This is a genomic window from Sphingobacterium sp. WOUb80 (assembly GCF_050058145.1).
Lineage (GTDB): Bacteria > Bacteroidota > Bacteroidia > Sphingobacteriales > Sphingobacteriaceae > Sphingobacterium.
This window is the reverse complement of sequence record NZ_CP165617.1, coordinates 2,987,603-3,012,217: the sequence shown is the minus strand read 5'-3', so window position 1 is coordinate 3,012,217 and position 24,615 is coordinate 2,987,603. Positions and strand designations below refer to the sequence as shown.

General features: G+C 39.8%; 14 protein-coding genes. 10 read left to right on the top strand and 4 right to left on the bottom strand.

Annotated features, from left to right (window positions below; all coding sequences use genetic code 11):
- The first annotated feature begins 87 nt into the window (after nucleotides 1–87).
- The 5 genes from AB1Z56_RS12760 to AB1Z56_RS12740 all read left to right on the top strand — a co-directional run bounded on the left by AB1Z56_RS12760 (nucleotide 88) and on the right by AB1Z56_RS12740 (nucleotide 10,019).
- Complete coding sequence (locus tag AB1Z56_RS12760) at nucleotides 88–1,842, top strand: family 43 glycosylhydrolase (RefSeq protein ID WP_426792224.1); 1,755 nt, start codon at nucleotides 88–90, stop codon at nucleotides 1,840–1,842.
- Between the two features lie 559 nt (nucleotides 1,843–2,401).
- Nucleotides 2,402–5,608, top strand: coding sequence for a SusC/RagA family TonB-linked outer membrane protein (locus AB1Z56_RS12755; RefSeq protein ID WP_426792223.1), 3,207 nt, complete (start codon nucleotides 2,402–2,404; stop codon nucleotides 5,606–5,608).
- Nucleotides 5,609–5,610: 2 nt separating this feature from the next.
- Nucleotides 5,611–7,539 (top strand): RagB/SusD family nutrient uptake outer membrane protein, encoded by a 1,929-nt coding sequence (locus AB1Z56_RS12750; RefSeq protein WP_309362958.1) that lies wholly within the window; start codon nucleotides 5,611–5,613, stop codon nucleotides 7,537–7,539.
- A 28-nt stretch (nucleotides 7,540–7,567) separates the two neighbouring features.
- On the top strand, nucleotides 7,568–8,764 hold the full coding sequence (locus AB1Z56_RS12745; protein WP_426792222.1) for a DUF5000 domain-containing lipoprotein: 1,197 nt from the start codon (nucleotides 7,568–7,570) through the stop codon (nucleotides 8,762–8,764).
- Between the two features lie 22 nt (nucleotides 8,765–8,786).
- The gene (locus tag AB1Z56_RS12740; protein ID WP_309362962.1) at nucleotides 8,787–10,019 is read left to right on the top strand and encodes a DUF4998 domain-containing protein; all 1,233 of its coding nucleotides are present in this window, start codon (nucleotides 8,787–8,789) and stop codon (nucleotides 10,017–10,019) included.
- A gap of 88 nt (nucleotides 10,020–10,107) precedes the next feature.
- On the opposite strand, the gene AB1Z56_RS12735 is transcribed toward AB1Z56_RS12740, so the two are convergent.
- On the bottom strand, nucleotides 10,108–14,145 hold the full coding sequence (locus tag AB1Z56_RS12735; protein ID WP_426792221.1) for a hybrid sensor histidine kinase/response regulator: 4,038 nt from the start codon (nucleotides 14,143–14,145) through the stop codon (nucleotides 10,108–10,110).
- A gap of 314 nt (nucleotides 14,146–14,459) precedes the next feature.
- On the opposite strand from AB1Z56_RS12735, the gene AB1Z56_RS12730 reads away from it, so the two are divergent.
- Nucleotides 14,460–14,735, top strand: a complete 276-nt coding sequence (locus AB1Z56_RS12730) for a hypothetical protein (RefSeq protein ID WP_426792220.1) — start codon at nucleotides 14,460–14,462, stop codon at nucleotides 14,733–14,735.
- A gap of 71 nt (nucleotides 14,736–14,806) precedes the next feature.
- Here AB1Z56_RS12730 and AB1Z56_RS12725 read toward each other — a convergent pair whose 3' ends face one another.
- Complete coding sequence (locus AB1Z56_RS12725) at nucleotides 14,807–15,784, bottom strand: hypothetical protein (protein ID WP_426792219.1); 978 nt, start codon at nucleotides 15,782–15,784, stop codon at nucleotides 14,807–14,809.
- Nucleotides 15,785–16,019: 235 nt separating this feature from the next.
- On the opposite strand from AB1Z56_RS12725, the gene AB1Z56_RS12720 reads away from it, so the two are divergent.
- Together AB1Z56_RS12720 and AB1Z56_RS12715 are read left to right on the top strand one after the other, a co-directional pair.
- The gene (locus tag AB1Z56_RS12720; protein ID WP_426792218.1) at nucleotides 16,020–17,084 is read left to right on the top strand and encodes a sensor histidine kinase; all 1,065 of its coding nucleotides are present in this window, start codon (nucleotides 16,020–16,022) and stop codon (nucleotides 17,082–17,084) included.
- Nucleotides 17,081–17,794, top strand: coding sequence for a LytR/AlgR family response regulator transcription factor (locus AB1Z56_RS12715; protein WP_309362971.1), 714 nt, complete (start codon nucleotides 17,081–17,083; stop codon nucleotides 17,792–17,794). Before AB1Z56_RS12720 ends, AB1Z56_RS12715 begins: the two co-directional genes overlap by 4 nt.
- Before the next feature lie 13 nt (nucleotides 17,795–17,807).
- Here AB1Z56_RS12715 and AB1Z56_RS12710 read toward each other — a convergent pair whose 3' ends face one another.
- Nucleotides 17,808–18,065 carry a hypothetical protein gene (locus tag AB1Z56_RS12710; protein ID WP_309362973.1) on the bottom strand — a complete coding sequence of 86 codons (258 nt, stop codon included), beginning with the start codon at nucleotides 18,063–18,065 and terminating at the stop codon, nucleotides 17,808–17,810.
- Nucleotides 18,066–18,311: 246 nt separating this feature from the next.
- On the opposite strand from AB1Z56_RS12710, the gene AB1Z56_RS12705 reads away from it, so the two are divergent.
- Both AB1Z56_RS12705 and AB1Z56_RS12700 read left to right on the top strand, forming a co-directional pair.
- Nucleotides 18,312–19,343, top strand: coding sequence for a sulfite exporter TauE/SafE family protein (locus AB1Z56_RS12705; RefSeq protein ID WP_426792217.1), 1,032 nt, complete (start codon nucleotides 18,312–18,314; stop codon nucleotides 19,341–19,343).
- Between the two features lie 136 nt (nucleotides 19,344–19,479).
- Nucleotides 19,480–21,924, top strand: a complete 2,445-nt coding sequence (locus tag AB1Z56_RS12700) for a PIG-L family deacetylase (protein ID WP_426792216.1) — start codon at nucleotides 19,480–19,482, stop codon at nucleotides 21,922–21,924.
- A gap of 170 nt (nucleotides 21,925–22,094) precedes the next feature.
- On the opposite strand, the gene AB1Z56_RS12695 is transcribed toward AB1Z56_RS12700, so the two are convergent.
- Nucleotides 22,095–24,386: a family 20 glycosylhydrolase gene (locus AB1Z56_RS12695; protein WP_426792215.1), complete on the bottom strand. Its 2,292-nt coding sequence runs from the start codon at nucleotides 24,384–24,386 to the stop codon at nucleotides 22,095–22,097.
- Between the last annotated feature and the right edge of the window lie 229 nt (nucleotides 24,387–24,615).

Here is a 24,615-nt window from a genome sequence, read left to right as displayed (position 1 = left end):
TGGGAATACCACCTGCTATTTCAGTTAAATTGCGGTTAGTTTTGTATTGATAAACTAAAATTATATCGTAATCAAACTTTTTTAGTAATGAAAAAAATCTTTTTTGCCTGCCTTTCCCTTTTTACAAATTTTTATGATGGTAAGAGTCAAACCCAGATTCCTGCGGGATACGATCTGGTTTGGTCTGATGAATTTAATACAGAAGGGCCTGTAAATGCCAAAAACTGGAACTTTGAAGAAGGTTTTAAGCGTAATCAGGAAGCTCAGTGGTATCAAAAACAAAACGCATACTGTAAAAATGGGCTTCTTGTTATCGAAGCCAGGAAAGAAAATAAAGTTAATCCAGACTATAGACCCGATGTTGCTCATTGGCCGCATATAGAAAAAAAAATTAAGTACAGTTCTGGATCGCTTAATACGCTTGGGAAACATAGTTGGCAATTCGGGTTGTTTGAAATGCGGGCTCGAATACCTGTTGGGACTGGGCTTTGGCCGGCGTTTTGGACTTTGGGGATTGATAAAGAATGGCCCTCAAATGGTGAAATCGATATTATGGAGTATTATAAGGGTAATATACTGGCAAATATCGCTACAGGAACAGATCAGCGTTGGAAAGCGCACTGGTTTAGTCAGATTAAATCGGTTGCAGATTTAGGAGGGGCAGCATGGGCTAGGGAATTTCATACTTGGCGTATGTTGTGGAATGAGGATATGATTGAGCTCTATGTTGATGATTTTTTAATCAATAGTGTCTCTTTAGATCAATTGAACAATCGAGATGGATCAGGGTATAATCCTTTTAAGCAGCCTCATTATATTTTGCTCAATCTTGCGCTAGGGGGAATAAATGGTGGGGCAATAGATCCAAATTTGCTGCCAGCGAAATATGAAATCGATTATGTGCGTGTTTACCAAAAGAAATTAACGAATAAAAAAATATCGTTCCTTCCTGGACAGACTTGGAATGATCAGTCTGGACAAGTTATCAATGCGCACGGAGGTGGTATCCTCTACCAAAATGGAATTTACTATTGGTACGGAGAGAAACGTGGTGGGGAAGAGTCTCAAGGCATCAATGTATATTCTTCAAAAGATCTGTATCATTGGACCTATGAAAATTTAGCATTGTCCCCCTCTGACGGCGAAAAAAGTGATATTTCTTGGGGCTGTTTGATGGAACGTCCAAAAGTCATCTATAATGCCAAAACGAAAAAGTACGTTATGTGGTTTCATTTGGAACTCAAAGATAGGGGTTACGCAGCTGCTCGTGCTGCTGTAGCTATTAGTGATTCAGCTATAGGACCTTTTCGATTTTTACATAGCTTTAGACCCAATGGAAACATGTCCCGAGACATGGGACTTTTTGTGGACGACGACAACAAGGCTTACCAAATATATTCATCTGACGAGAATTATGCACTGCGTTTGGTGGAGTTAACTGACGATTATCTACATACTACGGTAAAAGATTCATTGCTTTTTCGAAATCATCGTGAGGCTCCAGCGATGTTCAAGCATGATAAATATTATTATCTTTTTACAAGTGGTTGTACAGGTTGGGCACCTAATCGGGCAGAATTATATCGCGCAAATACTCCCTTTGGACCTTGGCAATCGCTAGGTGACCCGATGGTTGGTCCTGACGCGACATTGACATTTGGCGGACAATCGACTTTTGTATTACCCGTTAAAGGAAAAAAGGATGCTTTTATTTTTATGGCAGACCGCTGGAACCCCAAAAATCTATTGGATAGCCGCTATATCTGGTTGCCCATTGAATTGCAGAATGGAACGGTAAAAGTTTCTTGGAAATCGGATTGGAACTTGACTATATTTCAGTAATGGATATATTGAGTCGATGAAAAGTAACATAAGGCGAAAAATAAACAACAAAGTCGTTCTCTAATAGAGATCGACTTTGTTGTTTATAACAAGATGCTAAATTGATTGTAAGCTTGTTGTTGAACAAAAAACTGTTAGAAATATCGAATATAGTTCATTTAAGGTTTTTTTGACGAATTCACCCCTCAAAAAAGATTGTTTTTACCCCCTCTGTTTTTTTCTTCTATAACTAATTTCATCCTGGTCATTGTGGTGTTTGCACGAAGCTTATGACATGCTTACTAACCTATTGCTTTAACCAATCGCAACCTCCCAAAGTGCCCACAGAGCTGGCTATCTGTAAGATGGACCTGCACAAATTTTGTCAAACCGATTATTAAACAACGTATTATGAAAAGGCTATTTTCTATTGAACCTACAACATGATTTCCAAAACACCGCGTTGAATTCGAGGAATTCTTACCCGTGGGACAGTTTATTTTATAAACCTAATTACCGAAATGAGAATTGAAAAATATGGACCTATGCTAAGAAAATTGCTAACCGATTATTGATTATTATGAATACAAAATTTAGATTACAAAAACACTTTAAAAAATGGATTTGGTTGCTCTTGCTGTTTTCGCTGACAGCGATGGCAAGTTTTGCACAAGAGAACCTAATAAAAATTCAGGGGATAGTTTCCGCCAAAGACGGACCTGTGGCGGGTGTAACGATATCCATAAAAAATGGTAAGGTCTTGGGTACTAGTGATGAAAAGGGGAAGTTCAAATTTGATGTGGCGGAAGTGACAACATTAGTTTTTAAGTATTTAGGATTTAAAGAAAAAGAGGTAATTCTCAAAGAATATCGTCCAGATGCAAAAGGGCATTATATCTTGGATGTGTTACTGGAAACAACCCAGGAAAGTGCTTTGGATGAAGTTGTCGTTGTGGGGTTTGGTACGCAGAAGAAAGCTTCTTTGGTAAGCTCCATAGCATCCATAAATCCCAAAGAACTGAAAGGGCCGACCTCTAATCTAACGACCATGTTAGCGGGACGGATTCCGGGAATGATTGCTTATCAACGTTCAGGAGAACCAGGAGCAGATAATGCTTCCTTCTTTGTGCGTGGATTGGGATCTTTTGGATCTGGAAAGACAGATCCTCTGATATTGATTGACGGTGTGGAGTCGACACAGACGGACCTAGCTCGTCTACAACCTGATGATATTGCTAGTTTTTCTGTGTTAAAAGATGCAACTGCCGCTGCTGTGTATGGAGCCCGGGGTGCCAATGGTGTTTTGTTAATTACGACCAAAGTTGGAACGTCGGGAAAAACACAGTTTATGGCGAGAGCGGAAGGTAAGATTTCGACAAACTCTAGGAATATCGAACTCACCGACAATATTACGTATATGAATTTGGCCAATGAAGCTGTACTGACCCGCGGACTTTCCAAGCCAACGCCGTATACACAATCCAAAATTGAAAATACAATTCGTCATACAAACCCTTACTTATATCCGGATAACGACTGGATCGATATGCTTATAAAAGATTACACGTTTAATCAGGGATTCAATTTGAGCGCAAGTGGCGGCGGTGAACGCGCTAGATTTTATGTATCAGGTACTTATAATGTCGATAATGGTGTCTTGAAAAAATTGGGTACCAATAATTTCAATAACAATATCAAGTTGATTAACTATTCACTGCGTTCAAATGTAGATTTACAGCTTACAAAGTCTACTCAGGCAAGTGTCAAGTTATATGGCCAATTTGATGATTATAATGGACCAATAGGCTCAGGTGCGGATCATTTCAGGGCCGCGTTATGGTCCAATCCCGTACAATTTCCCGCTGTATATCCCAAAGAATATATGCCTTATATTCAACATCCTCTTTTTGGTGGATCTGTGGTTATCGATGATACTGCACCACAGGGGGTATTGTTGACAAATCCGTATGCCAACTTGGTTCGTGGCTATCAACAATACAATCGATCGACATTAATGCCACAGGTAGAGATAAAACAAAATCTTGATTTCTTAACAAAGGGCTTGAATTTTAGAATGATGGGCTATGCTAAACGCTATTCATATGGGCAGACGGCGAGGTCTTATAATCCTTTTTATTATACTGGGCGTTTGGATCCTTCGGACAACTCTATCCTGTTGAGTGTGATCAATGACGGATCCACGGGGTCTGTTGGTACACCTGGTCAGGAGTTTCTAAGCTACGGAACCTCAGGATCGGATATCAATTCTACCTTGTATTTTGAAGCATCAACCAATTATGCGCGGACGTTTGGAAAACATGATATATCCGCAATGTTAATCACGCTATTTCAGGATTATAAAATATCTAGAGACAATATTACAACATTACAGTTGGGCTTGCCGAAACGTAATAATGGGATTTCCGGTCGTTTTACGTACGGTTATGATAACCGTTATTTAGCGGAGTTTAACTTTGGATATAATGGTTCAGAGCGTTTTCACGAATCAAACCGGTTTGGATTCTTTCCTTCCTTTGGTCTGGCCTATAGAGTTTCTAATGAACCATTTTTTAAATCGCTCTCTAGCGTTGTATCAGATTTTAAGCTACGGGCAACTTACGGAATTATCGGTAATGATGCTATTGGAAGTGATTCCGATCGTTTTTTCTACCTTTCCCAAGTTAATATCGGTGACACCAATTTCGGTTCTACCTTTGGAGAAGATTATGGTTATTACCGGCCAGGGGTCAGTGTGAGCAGATATGCGAACCACCAAATTTCTTGGGAGCAGTCACGTCAGATCAATCTGGGACTAGATCTCTCATTTTTGAATAATTCCATTGGTTTGATTGCGGACTTCTACAAGGACTATAAATCTCATATTTTGGAAAGCCGTTCCTACATCGGTTCTACAATTGGTCTACAAGCGACACCAATGGCAAATACGGGGAAAGCCGAAAAAAGAGGCTTTGATTTGGCACTGACCTATAATAAAAATATGTCTACAGGTTGGTCGTTTCAATATCGCGGAAATGTCACCTTTGCTCAATCCAAAATAACTAAACGTGACGAACTACTCTATCCGGATAATATGAACTATCGTTATCAAGTGGGACATTCAGTCGCGCAATCTTTTGGTTTGATTGCTGAACGTTTATTTATAGATGAATATGATGTGGCCAATGCTCCGGCTCAACAATTTGGGGATTACATGGCCGGGGATATTAAATACCGTGATATGAATGGTGATGAGCTGATTACCGATAATGATGCGGTTCCGATTGGATATCCTACATCACCAGAGCTAATTTATGGGTTTGGTGGAACAACTGGGTACAAAGGATTTGACTTTTCTTTCTTTTTCCAGGGTTCAGGAAAATCATCATTCTTCATTAATCCTGAGAACATAACGCCATTTGTGCGTAATGGAGGTGCACAAAATGGCTTATTAGCAGCAATTGCCAACGATTATTGGTCGGAAGAAAATAGAAATATTTACGCCTTTTTTCCTAGACTGAGCGATTATTTTGTGAATAATAACAATAGACAATCTACCTGGTGGATGCGAAACGGCGAGTTTCTTCGCCTTAAAAATATTGAGCTAGGATATAATCTTTCTCGTTCTCTCGCAGACCATTACAAATTAAAGTCCTTGCGTTTGTATTTCAATATGATGAATGTGTTTACGTTGAGCAATTTTAAAATGTGGGATGTTGAGATGGGCGGAAACGGTCTCGGATATCCTATCCAGCGTACTTATAACTTTGGTATCCAAGTTAATTTTTAGACATGAAAATAATCAAAAGATATATGGCTCTTGGAGCTATGGGGATGGCATTGACGGTATCGGCAATATCCTGTAAAAAATTTCTAGATATTGTTCCTGATAATGTTGCTACAATCGAATATGCTTTCCGCCTACGGGTTGAAGCTGAAAAGTACTTGTTTACTTTATATAATTATTTGCCAGGGGAGGGCTCCCTTTGGAATAACCCAGCTTTCTTGGGAGGAGACGAAATCTGGATTCCCTATCAAACAAGTATTTCACCACTTGCGTTTGAAATTGCCAGAGGAAATCAGCAGATTTCCAAACCTTTTGTCAACTACTGGTATGGGGATCAAGATGCAAATCGTGGCCTGTACCAAGGCATAAGACATTGCAACATCTTTATAGATAACATGTCCAACTCGGCTTTGGTCCCCGATATTACAGATACAGAACGCGCGCGCTGGATTGCTGAAGCCAAGTTCTTGAAGGCATATTTTCACTTTTATCTATTACGGATGTATGGACCGATTCCAATTATGGACGATGACATCGATGTTAGTGAATCCAAAGAGGTGATGGACGTACCACGTAACTCGGTAGATGAATGTGTTGAATATATCGTCGGATTGCTAGATCAGTCTGTTGTCAATTTGCCGCTACAAATTGTCGATAGGCAAAGAGAATTGGGGCGTATTACAGTTCCTATTGCCAAAGCGGTTAAAGCGCAGGTACTTTTGCTTGCTGCTAGTCCGTTATTTAATGGGAATTCAGATTTTTCTAGCCTGAAAAATAAGGATGGGAAAAACCTTTTTAATTCAACTGTTGATAACAAAAAATGGGAATTGGCTGCCGAAGCAGCATATGAAGCGATAGAGATCGCTGAAGCAAATATGCATGCACTTTTTAAGTTTAAGCAGGGGGGCAACCTGGCGATTTCCGATACGACATTATTGGAATTGCAATTGAGACAGGCGATATGTGAGAAATTTAATGAAGAGCATATTTGGGCGGATCCAAACAGTCGTTCATGGACAATTCAACAGAATGCCATGCCGCCCTTAAGTGCCGAGGAAAACCACAATTACAATCGAAAAATCCTATCACCACCATTAAAAATAGCAAAGATGTTCTATACGAAAAATGGGGTGCCAATAACGGAAGACAAGACCTTAAGTTTTACAGATGATACGGAATTGCGTACAGCTACAGCTAATGAACGTTTTTATATTGAGCCGGGATTTACGACGGCAAGGTTGCATTTTGATAGAGAACCCCGATTCTATTCATCCTTAGCTTTCGATGGTGCTCGATGGTTTAAATACGACACACCGGGCTATAGTGATGAAAATTCTAAAGTTGTCCGGAGTAAACGTCCTGATTATGCAGGCAGTACACACGCTTTCCATTTTAATGAGACGGGGTATTTTATCAAAAAACTGGTTGACTGGAATCAGGTGACCACAACGACGGGAGTGACTTATAAAGATTATCCCTGGCCTAAAATTAGGTTGGCAGATTTGTATTTGATGTATGCAGAAGCATTGAATGAAGCTTATGGACCAAGCAATGAGACCGCATTTCAATATATCGATAAAGTACGGGCTAGAGCAGGGCTAAAAGGAGTCAAAGAATCTTGGACAATCTACGCTAAAAACCCTGGAAAATTTACCACAAAGGACGGTTTTCGAGATATTATCCACAAGGAGAGGATGATAGAACTGGCTTTTGAAGGTCAACGGTTCTGGGACCTGCGACGTTGGAAAATGGCAGCGACAAGTCTGAACGAACCAATTACGGGGTGGAACATGCAAGGAGAAACTACAGCTGCCTATTATGTAATCCGTACGGTATATAACCAACGTTTTATCGCACCGAGGGATTATTTCTGGCCAATTAGTGAAAATACAGTCATCCAGAATTTGAATCTCGTTCAAAATTATGGCTGGTAATCTTTAACAATCATTAATAATTATGCAGATGAAAAAAATTATGGAAAAGGTTTGCGGCTTGTTGTTTTTGGCAACAGTTGCGATATCCTGCCGGGAAGAAAATATGCTGAAGCCGCTCGAGTCCAATACAACTCCACCTGGAAGTGTCAGCAATATAGTGGTTGAAAATAAGCATGGCGGTGCTATATTGACCTTTACGGTGCCCGCAGACGATGATTTGTCGTACATAAAGGCTGAATATATTTTACCTAATGGCAAATTACGTACTGTAAAAGCTTCTTATTATTCTAATCAGCTCATTGTAGATGGTTTTTCGCAACCCGGTGAATATACTGTGAAGCTTTATGCCGTGAACCGTTCAGAAGCTGTGTCCAAGCCGGTAGAAGTGCTTATTCATCCTGAGGAATCACCGATTTGGAATATCTATCGATCAATGAAAGTGAATGCATCTTTCGGTGGGATTCAGGTTACAGCTGAAAATGAAGACCGCGCCAGTATTGCCATTTTAATTATGCAAAAAAATGAATATGGCGAATGGGTTGCTGATCCAAATAGCATTTATACGGCAACGGATAAAATCAAGGCCTCTAAGCGCGGAATGGATACGACGGCAAGGGATTTTGCATTTGTTGTTCGCGACCGTTGGTTAAATTATACCGATACATTATTTAAAACAATAAGTCCATTATTTGAAACTAAAATCCCACAATCGGGTTATCGTGGGTTTCGGCTTCCTGGAGACGCACCGAATCATACCGCTACAGCACATTCGGGGATGTGGGATGGCAATATCCTCGATTGGCCGAAAATCTATATGACCCAAGCGGCTATTTCGGGGATACATAGTACAACCGTAGATTTAGGTATTAAAGCTAGATTAAGTCGTTTGGTTATTTGGGATTATCCCGAGTATTACAACGGCCGTACTTATTATTATAAGGGCAATCTGAAGGAATTTGAGATTTGGGGATCCGATAATCCACCTGAAGACGGATCGTGGAACAACTGGCATCTTTTGGGATCTTATATTGCGGTAAAACCCTCCGGTTTGCCATTTGGTCAACAATCAGATGAAGATTACCAGACAGCCAACAGTGGTCTTAGTTGGGAATTTGATATCAATGCGCCGAAGGTTCGCTATATCCGCATAAAAAGCAAGAAAAACTGGGATGGATCATCCTATATGGCAATTGCTGAGATTCAAGCATATGGTGATCCTCGATAGTAAATTTTAATGGAATTAAACAATGAAAAAGTGGACATATAGTTTTATTTATATCGCACTATGCTTAATTGTTGTCATCTCTGCCTGTCAGAAGATGGATGACTACAAAAAATATATTGCCGATAACCCAGTCATAACATATACTGGAAAAGTGGATTCAGTAAAAGTGTATCCAGGAGAAAATAGGGTCATGATTAAAGGACTTCTTGTATCCGATCCGAAGATTGTTGAGGTGCGTATCTATTGGAACAGTAGGCGCGATTCGCTAGTCGTACCAATCAAACGTACGTCGGGAGTTGATACGTTAAAGGCCTACATTAATAATTTGGCCGATGCAGTTTATAATTTTGAGATTATTACTTTCGATCAACAGCGGAACAAATCCGTACGGGTATATGCTATTGGTCGAGCTTATGGGAAAAATTATCAGCTTTCCCTGCTAAATAGACCTGCGTTGGAAGCTAATACTAGCAATAATGGTGTGACGACCATTTCATTTTCTAATCTGGATGCTAATAGTGGTGCTCAATCGACCGAGGTCAAATACACAACATCAAATGGAAGTGAAGCAAAATTGAGTCTTCCATTGACTCAGGCATCACTACAGTTGCCGAGTGATTATAAAATTGGCACAGCACTCTCTTATCGGACAAAATACCTCCCCGATACCCTGGCCATCGATACTTTTTACACCGAATATAACCATATAAATGTCAGACGATATGTAACGAATTTATATTTGGTCAATACAGCCTTCCCTTTTGCTACATCAGAATGTAGTGGTTCGAGGTGGTGTACACCAGGTGGTTGGATATTGAATGCTGCAGCGCGTAACTTTACATTGAATGGTGTAAGTTATGGTGGGGTAGATGCCAACCAAGGATATCGACTAAGTATGGAAGCGGGTTGGAGTACAACGCTACTTTCCATTACCAATGGTAAGATGTATCAGAGTCCAATTCTACCTCCCGGGGAATATGAATTGGAAGCGACGATCAGTTCAGTTGGAACCACAGGAAGTTTTTATCTGGCAGCAGCGTTGGGGAATTCATTACCTGATATTGGTAATTTGACAAGCGATGCAATCAGTTATATCTCCTTTACGGGTAAATCAGGAGTGTCATCTATTAAGTTTACTTTAGAAAAAGAACAACAGGTATCTCTAGGTTTTGTCTGTACACTTGTAGGAAGTGCAAGCAACGGACAATATTGGAAAGCAGAGGGTATAAAGCTTAAATATTTAGAGACAAATTAGGATATAGAGCCACAATCAATAGTGACTATAACGACAATCCCCCTTATTCTTATTTTAAGGGGGATTGTTATTTCAGTGTCTTTCAGTTTTAGTCTCTTTCGATCCTATAATCGTGCTGAAATGCCTTTCTATATTTCTTGATATAAGCGGAAGGGTTCAAGCCAAATAATTTATTGAATTGCTCGCGGAAATACTTGATGTCATCAAATCCAACTCGATGCACGACTTCATTTACTTTTAAATCGGATAAGATGAGTAGCTCAGCCGCTTTTTTTAGGCGTACTGAACGTATAAATCCGTTTAGGGATTTACCTGAAATCATTTTAATCCTTTTGTAAAGTGCCGAATGGCTCATGCCGATGTTGTCAGCTAAGTTTTTTACATTAAAATCTTCCAGTAAATGGGCTTCGATCTCTTGGATGCAGCGTTCAATCAATGTTTTATCTTGTGCCGAGATTTTAAGTTCATTGGATTGTAAGGTGATCGCCTGAAAGAAAAACTCTTGTAAGTTTTTTCGGTTACGAAGTAAGGTTTGGATCTTTACACGAAGAATGTCGGCATCAAAAGGTTTAAGTATATAATCGTCCGCTCCAGATTGGATACCGACCAACTGATTCACATCTGAGGTACTTGAGGTGAGTAGAATAAATGGGATATGGTTAAACTGTGAATCTGATTTTACAGTTTTACAGAGACTCAATCCATCCATCTCGTCCATAATTAAATCACTAATTATCAGATCAAGCTGTTTGTGTCGAATAATCTCAATAGCTTCAGTTCCATTTGAAGCTAAATGGATCAAGTATTCTTCCTTAAATAAATTGTACAGATAATTTCGTAGCTGAATATCGTCGTCTACGAAAAGTATACTCGCTTTTTGAGTCGTGATTGGTCTTAAAGAAATCGGGGGAGAGAGGATATGATCGACCGCTGTTGTGTGGAATAAATCTTGAAGTAGTTTCGGACCATCTTCATTCGAAAATAAGCTGTAGTCTTTTTCTTGCTCAACAGCAATAGGAAGTTTAATAGTGAATAGAGTCCCGTTTTTCGACGAACTTTTGTACGTTATTGTTCCGTGATGCATTTCCACAAAGTTTTTCACGAGAAACATGCCAATTCCGAATCCCGAACGTTGCTTCTGTCCAGCGGCGGAATTAGAGAAATACTTATCAAAGATCTGATCACCGATGTGAGATGAAATTCCTGATCCAGAATCTTGGACTTGAATAACAACATCTTGATTTTGCCGATGTAACCGCAATAGAATGGATCCATGATCGGGTGTAAATTTGAATGCATTAGAAATTAAATTGCATAAAATGATTTCAATTTTTTCCTTATCAGCGACCACATATATGAGCTCCTCTTCACTTTCTAATTTGTAATTGATCTGTTGAAGCTTAGCCTGTGCTGTAAAATAGAGATAGACCTCTTTGGTAAAAGATTGAAGATCAAAGTGTGTTTTTTGTATCTGTGTTGCGCCATCTTCTGTTTTTCGAAATATAAGTAGTTGATCAACAAGACTAAGTAAGCGCTTTGCATTTCTGTATACAGGTTTTAAGCTGTCATCGTGATGAGAGTAATTATGTTCATTAATTATCTTTTTTAAGGGGTTGATAATCAGTGTTAGTGGAGTGCGAAATTCATGGGATACATGGGTGAAAAATGTATATCTTTTTTCGTTGAGCTCACGTTCTTTTTGCGCGTTGAATCGGGTGTGCTGGATTTCTCGATCGAGTGTTGCCTTTTGAATATTGTAAAGGCGATAGCGATAAATTAAAGTGCCGAAAACCAATATATAGAGTAGATAAGCCCACCAGGTTCGGTACCATGGCGGTAAGACCTCTATTGCTAAGCGAATTTCCTTGGCGGACCAATTGCCTCCCGTATCGGTGGATTGGAGATGTAGAACATAGCTCCCTTCCCGCAGATTATTATAATTGATGGACTGTGAAGTTCCAGCATCATTCCAGTCTTTATCTAAACCGTCCATAAAATAACGATAACGGATTTTTTGTGGAGAGCTAAATTCCAATGCGGAATAATCCAAAGAGAAAGTCGATTTATGGTAAGGTAAAATAATTTTTTTTATCAAATTATCTTCTCCGATGATGACTTGATGAATGGTATCATTCAAAGGTTGATTATCTATTTTAATACTTGTTAATACTAGATTTGGAATATTGACATTTACTTTTATACTATCGGGCTGGAACAGATCGAAACCATTATTCCCCCCAAAAAGCAAACTATTATCCTTTGTCTTTAGTGCGGCTCCGTAGGAGAATTCATTGCTCTGTAAACCGTCGGAAGTTTCATACCGGGTAAATCTTTTTGTTTTCGGATTGAACTTAGATAGGCCATTGAAAGTACTTAACCAGAGATTTCCAGATTGATCCTCTAGGATATTGAGGACTGAATTGTTGTTGAGCCCATCGTCCGTAGAGTAACTGGCACTGATTTTCTCTGTTTTTTGGTCAAATTTCAATAAGCCGCGTCCTTCAGTCCCTATCCAAAAGGATCCCTTTCTATCTATGTATAAGGCACGTATAGGCTTGTCAATATTGTAACGCCGGACAGCTTTTGTTTTTTTGTTGATTTTAATGATTTCATGGTAGTTACCGGCCCAAAGCTGTCCTTTTTTATCATCCAATAAGCAATTAAGATCATTTAGCCATTCGTCAAAGACCTCAAAACGATCTTTATCAAAGTGATATTTGTATAGATGTCCGTTGGAAAAAGTTGCCGCCCAGATTTCTCCCTCCTCATCTTTGAGCAGTACTTGTACATTTTCATTCACGACACCCTGTTTTGTGATACATTGGTAATTCTTAAAGCCAGTTTTTTGATCGTATTGTACGATGCCACGCTCAGTCCCTAACCATAAATTACCTCGTGGATCTGTCACTATGCTATTGACGGTATTGTCAAGAAGTTGGCTACCATCCTTTTTGAAATGTTTGTAGGTGTTTTTAGTTCGGTCCCAGCAATAAAGGCCATTGCCCTCTGTACCGATCCAAATATACCCTTTGGATTCTCCGAATGATCGGACAAACTGCTTACTCAAATTTAAATGCGGCGTTAATTTTTTTCGCTGGGAATTGAAGTTATGATAATTGTCATCTATAATATTAATACCTCCGCGTGTCGTACCGATCCATTTTTTATTATGCGCATCGATAAACACGCTAAAAATGGAATTGCTGTTCAAAGGAAGCATCGATTTTTCCGATAAGAAGAATTGTTCTACCTTGTTTGTATTTATGTCCATAAGCGAGATACCATTATTTTGTGTCCCGATCCATAGTTTCTGATCATTCTCTATGGCTAACATGCTGACTTGAGAAGAGCTTAGTTCCTTTTCGAGATGGGACTTAATTGACCTGCTTTTGATGTCCCAGATGAATACGCCCGCTGAACTGCCAATAAAAAGCTCAGCTCTGTCGTTGCTGGTCATACTGGTAGCCTCACGAATTGAAGCATTGGCTAATTGCAAAGTCTTTTTTCTTCGGTCAAATCTATAGAGACCTTTTTCGTTGATAAAAACCCAGACCTGATCAGTACGGTCAATATGCAAGGCAGAAACATGGTAATATCCTGCTGGTGCAGTTTTCCCCTGCTCGGGACAGTATATGCGTATAGCCGTCGATTTTTGTCGTTCCTTGAAGAATAATCCCCAACCATTTGTTCCGATGTAAACATTGTTTTCCCGGTCTACCTCAATAGCTCTGGTGTCTGCATTTAGATGATATTGTTGTTGTGAGTTTTCACTGTCAATAAAATGTAAACGAGAAAAAGAATTGAAATTCCTGTTATAGATGCCAACTCCTTGGCCTGTTCCAACCCAAAGATTTTTGTCACGATCCTCGGCGATACAATATATATAATTATGTGGGATGCTTTTGTTATTTCTAAGTTGATTCCTATATACTTTCATTTCATGGCCGTCATAACGATTTAATCCATCGAAAGTTCCGAACCACATATAGCCTTGGCTATCTTGATAAATTGTTTTGACCGAACTATTTGAAAGCAGTTTATTGACCTCCGTTTGGAGCTGGGCTAGAACTTGGTGAAATAAGGATAGAATAAAAAATAAAATCGCTGTGACGGTTTTTTTTTGCATGTATTCACAAAATTTTTGATAGATGTTGACGGTTAAAAAATAGTTTCGGCTTGACTATATCAATTGGCTTTTACTTATTTTTTAAAGATATGGAATGTTTTCAAATAAATGTTAAATAAACATTTATTTGAAATTAAAGACAAGCTAATGTAGTACATGTTGTTATTTGAATTGGATCTATGGAAATAGTAGTATTAGAGTAATTTTCCTTTATTTGATCCGGACGACGAAAGCAACAAATTATTGACCTTTTTGGTACAGCATCAATTGGTCGACAAACCTTTTGATGACGAGAGTTGGGTATATGAAGTGAAATGGGACGGATACTGTGCTGTTGCCTTTGTGAAAAGCGGCTATGTGGAACTAAAAATCCCGAAACGATAGGAGCTTCAACGGAAAATTTTATCCCATATCCGCTGCCCGATTATACCAGCTTGGAGCGAACTGTGCGTGATCGGAAAGGCAAAATGTATATTGACTTTCTTCAGAATAGGCCACACGCGACTATCACAGCGGCATATTCAGTTCGCTCCAAGCCAGGTGGAACTGTGTCGATGCCGCTCCATTTTAAACCCGTACTCGGCAAATGAATCGATATGAAAAAAGTGATTGACAAGCTCTCAAAAAATACTTCTGATAACAATGAATAGGTATCAATAGTCTATCTTCTTTTCTTGGCAAAGGGGTTGAAAGAAAGTCCTGCATTCATGTAAAAAGAAGGACCAGGGCTCGCTTCCCAGACATAATCGCGCTGGGGTTTATTTTTTTCAAATATCCGGGCACGAGGAATTGTTTTTACACCTGACTTTAGGGTGGCAATAAAAGATCGGCCCAAATTATGCTCATAAGTCAGACCCGAATTGATTTCCATCTGGCTAAAGGTGTATACTTTGTCGGAGCCTTGGAAATCATGGAGGTAAAAGATTGTACTGTTTAGATCTGAACCTATAGAAACCCGACCATTCCTTAAGACCTCTTTCCGAAGATATGCTCCTTTTGGCAAGATCACATCAAGTATCAGGCCATTGGCATATTGTTGTTTGTAGGCGAAGGTCGGGAAAACAGGAATAATTGCGGCCGGATCTATAAAACCGATAAGACCAACAGCCATTTGAATCTCCCGTGTGGCTTTTAGCACCACCGTAGCAGATAGTATCCCATTGATACGTTCGATGGCTTTTTCACTTCCATTAGCGGCGACCGTTGCGGTATAAAATGCTATTTTACCCCATAGGCGTGAGTAACGGGTCAGGTTGAGCGATTCGTAGTGATAATGATATTGATGGGTGGAATGTGTTATGGACTGTGTTGTTGGGTCTAGACGATTGGAGTTGACAGAAGTGAGCTGATAACCGATATTGGTACCTAGGTTCCAGGTTCTGCTTTTTAAAAAGTTAATGTTAATGCTACCTCCGGCTTGGTACATGGATTCCACTTTTGTTTTGGGTAAATCCTGGCCTTGGTATTTTGATGAATAGCTGTATCCTGTATTGGACTCATAGGTCAAGTTGAGGACTCGTGTAATCGGAAATTTGTCGGTCACCACAGCCTTCACTTTTTGTTGTACGCTATCTTTAGTCTGTGCCATGGAAGTGGATAATCCGAGCAGCAGCATAAATATGAAAAGTATCTTTTGCATAAATGTATGATTAAAATCGCTGTAAGAATAAATGAAATTTATAGGCTGGAATCTTTTTTTAGACCAACAGGTCTGGTTATTATACAAAAGCCCCATTCATCGGGACAGTGAAAAGGAATACCCAACTTTTGCGCACTGCTTTTTGGTATAAAAAATTAAGCCCTTTGTATAAGAGATCGGATAGTTGCCAAGAAAACCCTTATTTTTGCTATTCAGGTTAAAATTATTCTAATGCATGCAAGACTTCAATAATAGCATTGTCTTAAGGTACTTTACAGAAAATAAATTCAGGCCATTGCGGCATGTGTTTTTTCTGATCGGTTTACTGTTACTCTTCGCAAATGCTAATTCGAGCTCTCATTTTCAAGGCAGTTATCGGTTTTATTTCTCCATTATCCTTTGGTTTGTATTCGTCTGTATGTTTTACGTCAACATGTATGTGCTCATACCAAAGTTTTTCTTTAAAGGGAAATATGAGCTATATATCCTGGCATTGATACTGCTCGTGACCGCCAGTCTACTTGTGGTGATGTACATTGCCAATTACATCTTCTATGCGATCCATATACCAGCGATCAAAAAGCCCGAGTCGGATTCTATGGGGCTGATTGCTGCTTTATTTATCTGTATTCCCATTATTTTGACGACCACGACATTTAAGCTTTTCAAACGCTGGCTGGAGGACAATAAGCGGATTTCTGAGCTGAAAAACCTGGCTCTGACGACAGAACTTATTTCCTTGAAGAATCAGATTCAGCCGCATTTTTTGTTCAACATGCTCAACAATGTGAAGGCTTTGATTCGAAAGGATCCTACTATGGCAACGGAAGTCATCATCAAGTTATCGGATTTCTTGCGGTATCAGCTATACGAAAATAACGATGACAAGACGCTGTTAAAGTCAGAGATCAACTTTATATCCAATTTTCTGAAATTGGAAGAAATACGTCGAGACAACTTGACCACACATATATCATGTGCGACGGAACTCGAGAAAAAGGGGGTGTTTTTACCGCCACATCTTTTTACGGCTTTTGTTGAAAACGCTATTAAACACAGTCTCAGCGCGGGAGATGGGCATACTTTCATCAGCATCCGTTTTTCGGAGCTGGATCAACAACTTTGTTTTGAATGTGAAAATTCGAAAGATGCCAACAGTCCATTTGCGCAAAGTAAATATAGCGGACTGGGATTGGCTAATGCCAAAAGACGGTTAGATCTCCTATACCGGAACGACTATGAATTGTCGGTGTCAACAACTGAGGCGCTCTATAAGGTTAAACTTACTATTCCATTATGAACTGCATTATTGTAGATGATGAACCCTTAGCAAGGGAAGAAATGAAAAATCTGATCGAAGAAATTTCATCTATTCAGATTGTCGGTACTTTTTCCAATGCCATATCGGCATTGGAATGTATCAAAACAAATTCGGTAGACCTGCTTTTTTTGGATATCGAGATGCCAACAGTCAACGGCCTTGATTTTGCACAGTCTCTTCCCGATGATAAATTGGTGATCTTAACCACTGCATATGCGCAGTATGCGTTGAAAAGTTATGAATTGGACGCCATAGATTATCTGTTGAAACCGATCAAGAAAGACCGTTTGGCCAAAGCAATTGATAAAGCAATAGCCTATAAAAAATTACTGGCCTTAAAAGAACATCAAAGTACCGTTGAAAAGGCCAGTGAGGATGCGCTTTTTATTAAATCAGATCGGAAATACTATAAAATTGCTTTTACAGATATTCGCTTTATAGAAGCACTTAAAGATTATGTGGTCATCTATACGCACAACAATAAATTGATTACGGCGATGAACTTAAAAACAATCCATCAGAAACTTCCAGCCGAGCTGTTTGCGCGTACCAGTAAATCTTATCTGATTAATTTGTCGTTTATTGATTCTTTTGATAACCATACGGTTTACATCGACAAATTTGAAATTCCGATCGGAGAAATCTATCGGGAATCTTTCTTCAAACAGTATACTGGAGGACTGCTGTAATCTATTGGTCGCATTAGGCGACCACAAACCGATCGAGGAAATCAACTTGGATACCATGACCATGTAGAAAATTTGTGAGGTAGTCGACGGAGCACTCTTCTGTTTCGACTCTGAAAATAGCATCCTCATCATCTAGATCGACTGTAGCATCTTGTATTTGTGGAAGATGGGTCTTGACCAATTGCATCAAAAAATTCTTCTTGTCCTTCGTCTTTACCGAACTTTTAAAAATCAACACTTGCCTAACTTTCATCACTACTAATTTATACATGTTCAAAATCATTTGATGTACCTGTTCATCGGAGACATCTTTACAAATCTAGGTTCTTGGTTACTCCACAAAATCTATATTATACGAAAGCATTTAATTTTTATACAAAACAAGGTCGGGCAGGTAGTATGTAAATGTCTTAGATCCGATAGAAAGGGAAGAGGGTTATCAATTCTAAATTTCTACAGAAAGGTATCGCATTTTTGTCAGAAGCTACAGTTAAGTAGCTTTTTTAAGTGTTAAAATATGATTACAAGTTTAGTTGTCCTGTTTTTAAGTACAATAGTAGCTTTTTGGATCAGCGCTATCTGTGGCGGAGGGGCAAGTCTTATCCTTATTCCCCTGTTGAATTTTATGTTGCCTTCATCGGTTATTCCGTTCTCGTTGACTATCGGTACATTTACGAGTTCAGTGTCAAGAATAGTCGTTTTTAAACGGAATATTAATTGGAAAATCTTTTTGTGGTTTGTTCCGTTTTCCATTCCGGCTGTACTGCTGGGAGGATATCTGATCAAATATATTGAACCTTCTTATTTGCAGTTGATTGTCGCTTTTTTCTTGATCGGAAACATTCCGCAATTATTTAAATCAAAAAAGACCGACTTACCAGTACAAAGTAAATATTCGAGATCTTTTTTGGCCATTATCGGTTTTCTTTCCGGCTTTGTTTCTGGAATTACGGGCGCAATTGGGCTCTTGTTCAATCGGTTTTATTTGCAGATGGGGTTATCCAAAGAGGAGATTATAGCCACCCGTGCTGCCAATGAAGTGTTTTTGCACCTTGTAAAGCTTATTATTTATATTGCCCTGGGTTTGTATTCTAAGGCAGCTTTGGGCCTGGGCCTCGCAATTGCTTTGGCAACAATAATCTCTTCGGTGACGGTTAAGTTTATATTACCGTATTTTAGTGATCAGCTCTTTAAAAAAATAGGTTATGGCGCTATGGTCGTTTCGGGAGTTGTGTTGTTGGCAAGCAGTTCGCGAAAGATCGTCGATCAGAATGGTTTACAGGTTGCTTTAGAACACTTGGAGAATAAAACGGAACTTGCCTTGAGCTGGAGAGAAACAAATTTTGTCTTGGAGTATAGCAAAACACATGGACTGGAATTTGAGCGATCAATCCATTGGACGGGGCTGCCGCTCCAGCTCCAGCAAAAGTATTTTGCCCTAAGCAAAAGCCATAGCAATATCTATATTGAAAAGGTTATGCGTTTTAGGAAAGGAGCGAGTTACGAGTTTTATTCTCATAAAGAAGGTCTATTAACACGCTTGGATTGATTGTAAGTCTTGTTTTTTTTGTTAATCTGTTTGTTTTTAGTGTTTTATGTCTATTATAATATATAATCTATATATTTACTAGATTATTAGAAATTATTACTATATTTGAGCCGTAGAAATATTTAGTAGGAAGGATATGGCATTGGAATTTTTAACACAGCAGGCGCAGGCACAGCATTTGGATCAGGCTTTTTCGTATAAAGAACAAGTAATGATGCGAGCGTTGTGTATGCTCAGAATATCTGATCGTGTTTTATATATCGGTGCCCATCCGGATGACGAAAATAATAAGTTGTTGACCTTTTTGGCGCAACATCAATTGGTCGATACGGCCTACCTTTCTCTGACACGCGGTGAAGGCGGACAGAATTTTATAGGTACAGAAAAGGGAGTAGATCTAGGGGTACTTCGGGTGCAGGAATCACTTTCCGCACGTAAAATAGAAGGAACAAGACAGTTTTTTACACGGGCTAAGGATTTTGGGTTTGCAAAAACAGTGGATGAAACGTTGGCACGATGGGATGAAAACGCTGTGCTCGCCGATATCGTATGGACCATCCGTTATTTTCGTCCCACGGCCATTGTAACGCGATTTTCACCAGATGTACCTGACTTACATGGACATCATCAAGCCTCAGCAATCTTAATAACAAAAGCTTTTGATCTGGCCGCTGATCCAACAGCTTACAGTGAACAGTTGACTGAACTGGCGCCTTGGCAGACTAGGCAATTACTTTGGAATGTATATCAGGATAGTGGTGTTAAAGATATCGGCGGAGAAGTGCTGCCTTTGCCTGACTATCTTTCTTTGGAAATCCCAGTGACGCATAGTTCTTTGGGTTTACATTATGGTGAAATTGCAGCAGAAAGCCGTAACAGGCATCGTTCTCAGGCCATGGGAAGTCTGGTACAGCATCATCCGAGTATCGAATATTTTGAATTGTTAAAAGGTGAATTGGTCGGTTCAGAGACTGCGAACACTATTTTTACGCAGTCTTCAGTGCAAGATTCTTATGCAATTGTATTCAATCGGTTGGTGGATGAGCTGATCGTGAAACGTGAGTCAAACAGGACAGAGCTCACATTGGAGCTTGCGGCGATTTTATTTTGGATGAAGATTGTTCCCGAAGATCATATTATTCATCAGAAGCGGGCCGAGGTGGAACGTCTTCTGCTGGATAGTGCGGGTGTCTCCTTGGAAGTACAGGCATCGGAGGAACTATGGGTGCCAGGAAAGGAAGTTAACGTGGTCCTGCATGTTCATATTCCAGTAGAGTCCAATCTGGAATTAACGGCAGTAAACGTTCCTTTTATTCAGGGAACAGGACAGATAGACTATCCATTGTCGGCATCGAAAGCGATTCATTTAAGTGGTCAGCTTCTTGATACAATTTCACCTTCTTTTCCAACTTGGTTGAGCTCAGACGGTGATGCTCACAATTATGCCCCTGTATCGCCTGCGGATGTTGTATTGACAAATTATGGAACTGAATTGGAAGTTGATCTAAAACTAGAATTTGCAGGCCTGTCGATCGCGGTTAAACGGCCTGTGTTGCATGCCGGTAATCCTGTTGTGGTGGCTCCTCCGGTAACAGCAACTTTTGATTCGGAAATAGTGGTGCTATCTGATGCAGCCAAACGTTCAATTTCGTTGGAGCTGCAATCGACAGTATCTGAATTGCTACCGATAAGCGTGAGGTTGATCCTTCCTGATGGGCTGAATGCATTTCCGAAGGAAATTAATCTCAACATCGCGGGTAATTCGACTGAAAGACTTTATTTTGAGCTGAGTTCATCTTCTCAACAAGAACAGATTCAAGAGATTGGATTTGAGATTGAGACGATTACCGGTGTATATGCTTTGACATCCAAAAGTATCGTTTATCCGCATGTTGATAAAATAACCTATTTTCCCAAAGGCCTATTACGGGTTTTAAACTTACCGGTGAATATTAAAGCACAGAAAGTTGCCTATATCTCGGGGATGAATGATGAACTCGCAGGGAGTTTGCGTCAGCTTGTTGGTCAGTTGGAGATTATTCCAATTGAGAAAATCGGGGAAGTAGATCTTGTCACTTTTGATGCAGTGGTTCTGGGTATACGCATATACAATACACATCCCTTAATAACGGGATTTCATCAGCTCTTTCATCAATATGTTGAGCAAGGCGGTGTATTGATTACGCAGTATAATACACCGTATGACCTGCATTTGAAGGAGGTTGGGCTTTACCCTTTGGCTGTTTCCCAAGAAAGAATGACCGATACCGAAAGCCACATTTCATTTTTGAATCGGGCCCATCGTATCCTGAATTATCCGAATGCTATCGGGCAGCATGATTTTCAAAATTGGGTGCAGGACCGGGCGCTTTTTATCCCTCAAAAATGGCCTGCTGATTTTGAACCGATCCTGCGCGGTCACAATGGAGAGAGTGGGGATGAGGATGGTTTGTTGCTGCTTCGCAAGCAAGGAAAGGGTTATTACATCTATAATAGTTTGTCCCTCTTTAGACAACTACCAGCAGGGGTAGCGGGTGCATATCGCCTTTTTGCGAATATGTTATCCCTGGCTTCGAACTAAACCGCTATTTTTTTCTGAACGCGTTTGATGTTATTGGTTAGAAAGAATCTTCTTTCGCTTTCATTGCTGTTGGTGTGTGCGAAGTCATGAAGGTTTTGTGGTGCAAAAAATATCCCCAGTGAGGGGTGACTTCACTGGGGATGGAATTATCGCTATCTGATAGAGATTTTTTAATCCTTTTTATGGAAAAAGGATTCTTTTGGAATTTCAATCACTTCTGAATCATTGACACTATATTGAAGTTTTAAGGTAAAACCTCCTCCTGCCTCAATAAAATCTACAGCAATTGGATGGTACCCCGGTTCCAAAGCGATTTGCCCGCTTTTCATAATTGGAGCATGCTGCCCGTCATTATTGACGACGAGCTGATCGTGTATCCGCAGGACACCGCCATCATCACATGTGAAGTAGAAATTATAGATTCCTTTTTCCTTGACATAGATATACCCTTTTATTTTTGCACCGAATGAAGGCATCTTGATGGTATCGCTTAAGGCGACATTGCTGATCACTTCCCGGCGAACTTGAGGCCCCGTAATGGCAGAAGTGTTAGCAAAAGTTCCGTTGAAAAGTGTTGCCGTAAGCCCTGGAGCTAGGCTATTATCATCGAGTTTTATGTTCTTTTTCCAGGTATCATTTTTAAAATCAACCTGATAAAGTTCGCTTTTTGCACCCGAAGAAGAAATGGTTGCAAAACGAATAGGGCCCTCCTTTTTAACGACAAGCGAACCGTTCAGTACTGGGCTTTGCTGTGTTGGTAGGCTGCCATCTGTGGTATAATGTATTTGATTTTGAGGAAGCTCATTCGCGACCTTTAGGGTCGATTGCCCGTCGACAATCACTTGTGTTTCAGCAAAACCTTTCAGGTCTGGCATGCGATACCGCAAACCCATTTTGTTCCAAAGTCCAAAGTGAGCAATTACACGATTTCTATAGCTATCATACAGTGATCTGTTGGTCCATACGCGTTCCGACAAAGCGCTTAGCCTTGGAAGAATCATAAACTCCAACCTAGCGGTGGACGGGATCATTTCTGTCCAGATATTCGCTTGAGCACCTTGGATCAGCGGTGCTTTTTGGCTGGATATATCCGAAGGGACCACGCTCATATTGTAAACAGCGTCTAGGCTGCTGCTATTCGGAAGGTAATCAAAATAAAGCGGATTTGTGGGCGTCATAATAACCCGGTGACCTCTGTCCACAGCTTCCATAGGGGCATTCTTTACCCAACCACGCCAGTACATGACCATCATGCTGGTATCGGAACTTCCGTCCAGTATTTCATCCCAGCCGATACTCTGTTTATTTTTTGAACGGATAAAATTGTTCACCCGTTTGACGAAATAACCTTGCAGATCATGTAAGTTAGGTATTTGCTTTTCTTTCATAAAAGCCTGCGCAGCTGCTGATTTTGACCAGGAGTCTTTTTCTACCTCGTCGGCACCAATGTGAATATAGTGTGATGGGAATAGCTCAATGATTTCGCTTAATACATTCTCAACAAAAGTATAACTGCTTTCTTTCCAGGGGCTGATCGGTACAGAAAATTGTTTTCCCCAGCCCGCGGACTGACTGTCCAATAGGAGTTCGGGATAGGCCTTTGTAGCCACCATCATATGCCCTGGCATATCTATTTCCGGAATGATTTCTATATGTCGGCTGCCCGCATAAGCTACAATGTCCCTGATATCCTGTTGTGTATAAAAACCGCCATATTCTTCCTTTCCGTTTGTTGTGCGGATAAGTTCCTTGGGCAGATTAAAGTCGGGATTTTCCTTGGCTTTCACAAAGCAGGCAGAATCCTGATTGTTATACGTCCGCCAAGCCCCTTGTTCGGTTAGTTTGGGGTATTTTTTGATTTCTATGCGCCAACCTTGATCGTCTGTCAGATGCAGGTGAAATTTGTTGAACTTGTAGGTTGCAAGTAGATCGATAAATTTATAAATATAATCTTTTGGAAAAAAATGACGGGCTACATCGAGTTCGACACCTCGCCATTGGAAAGCTGGCTTGTCTTTGACCGTTACATAGGGAAGAGCAAGCTTAGCTGTTGTTCCTGAGAGTAAATATAATTGCTGGATTGTCTGTAATCCATAAAATGCACCCTTTTCAGATGCGGCGATGATCTGAATACCTTTTTGATCTATTATCAATTCATACCCCTCATTTGAGAGCCCTTGATTTTTAATCAATTGCAATGTAGCGCTAGTTTTCTTTACGTTTTTTTTGTTCAGTTTCCCGAATAGGGAATGATCGATCCATCCCGATAATGATTTAGAAGATAGGGCTGGATCAATATAGTAACCCAATTCTTGACCCTTTAGCTGAAAAAGGCCTGGCTTAGCCTCCAATTGCTGCGGAAATGGAATGAGTTGAGGAAGTGCATTTTTTTGTTGCGCAAAATTTAGTGTCGGCAGGTACAGGGCACAGGATAGGAGTAAGGTTGAGAAGATTTTATTCATGAACGTGTTTTTGTGATTCACAAGTGTTATTAGATTTTGTTGCAATATACCAATATTTCAGGTATTGGCAGGTAATTTTAGTTGATCAATATTCCGTGAGATTATGCGCTATATTCCTCTTGGTATTATTATAAATGTTTGTTTGACATTTATATATTTATTCTTATCTTTAACTTGAAAATAACCTTTATTTGAATGGGCCTATGTTGTGTTTATATCCTGAATATTT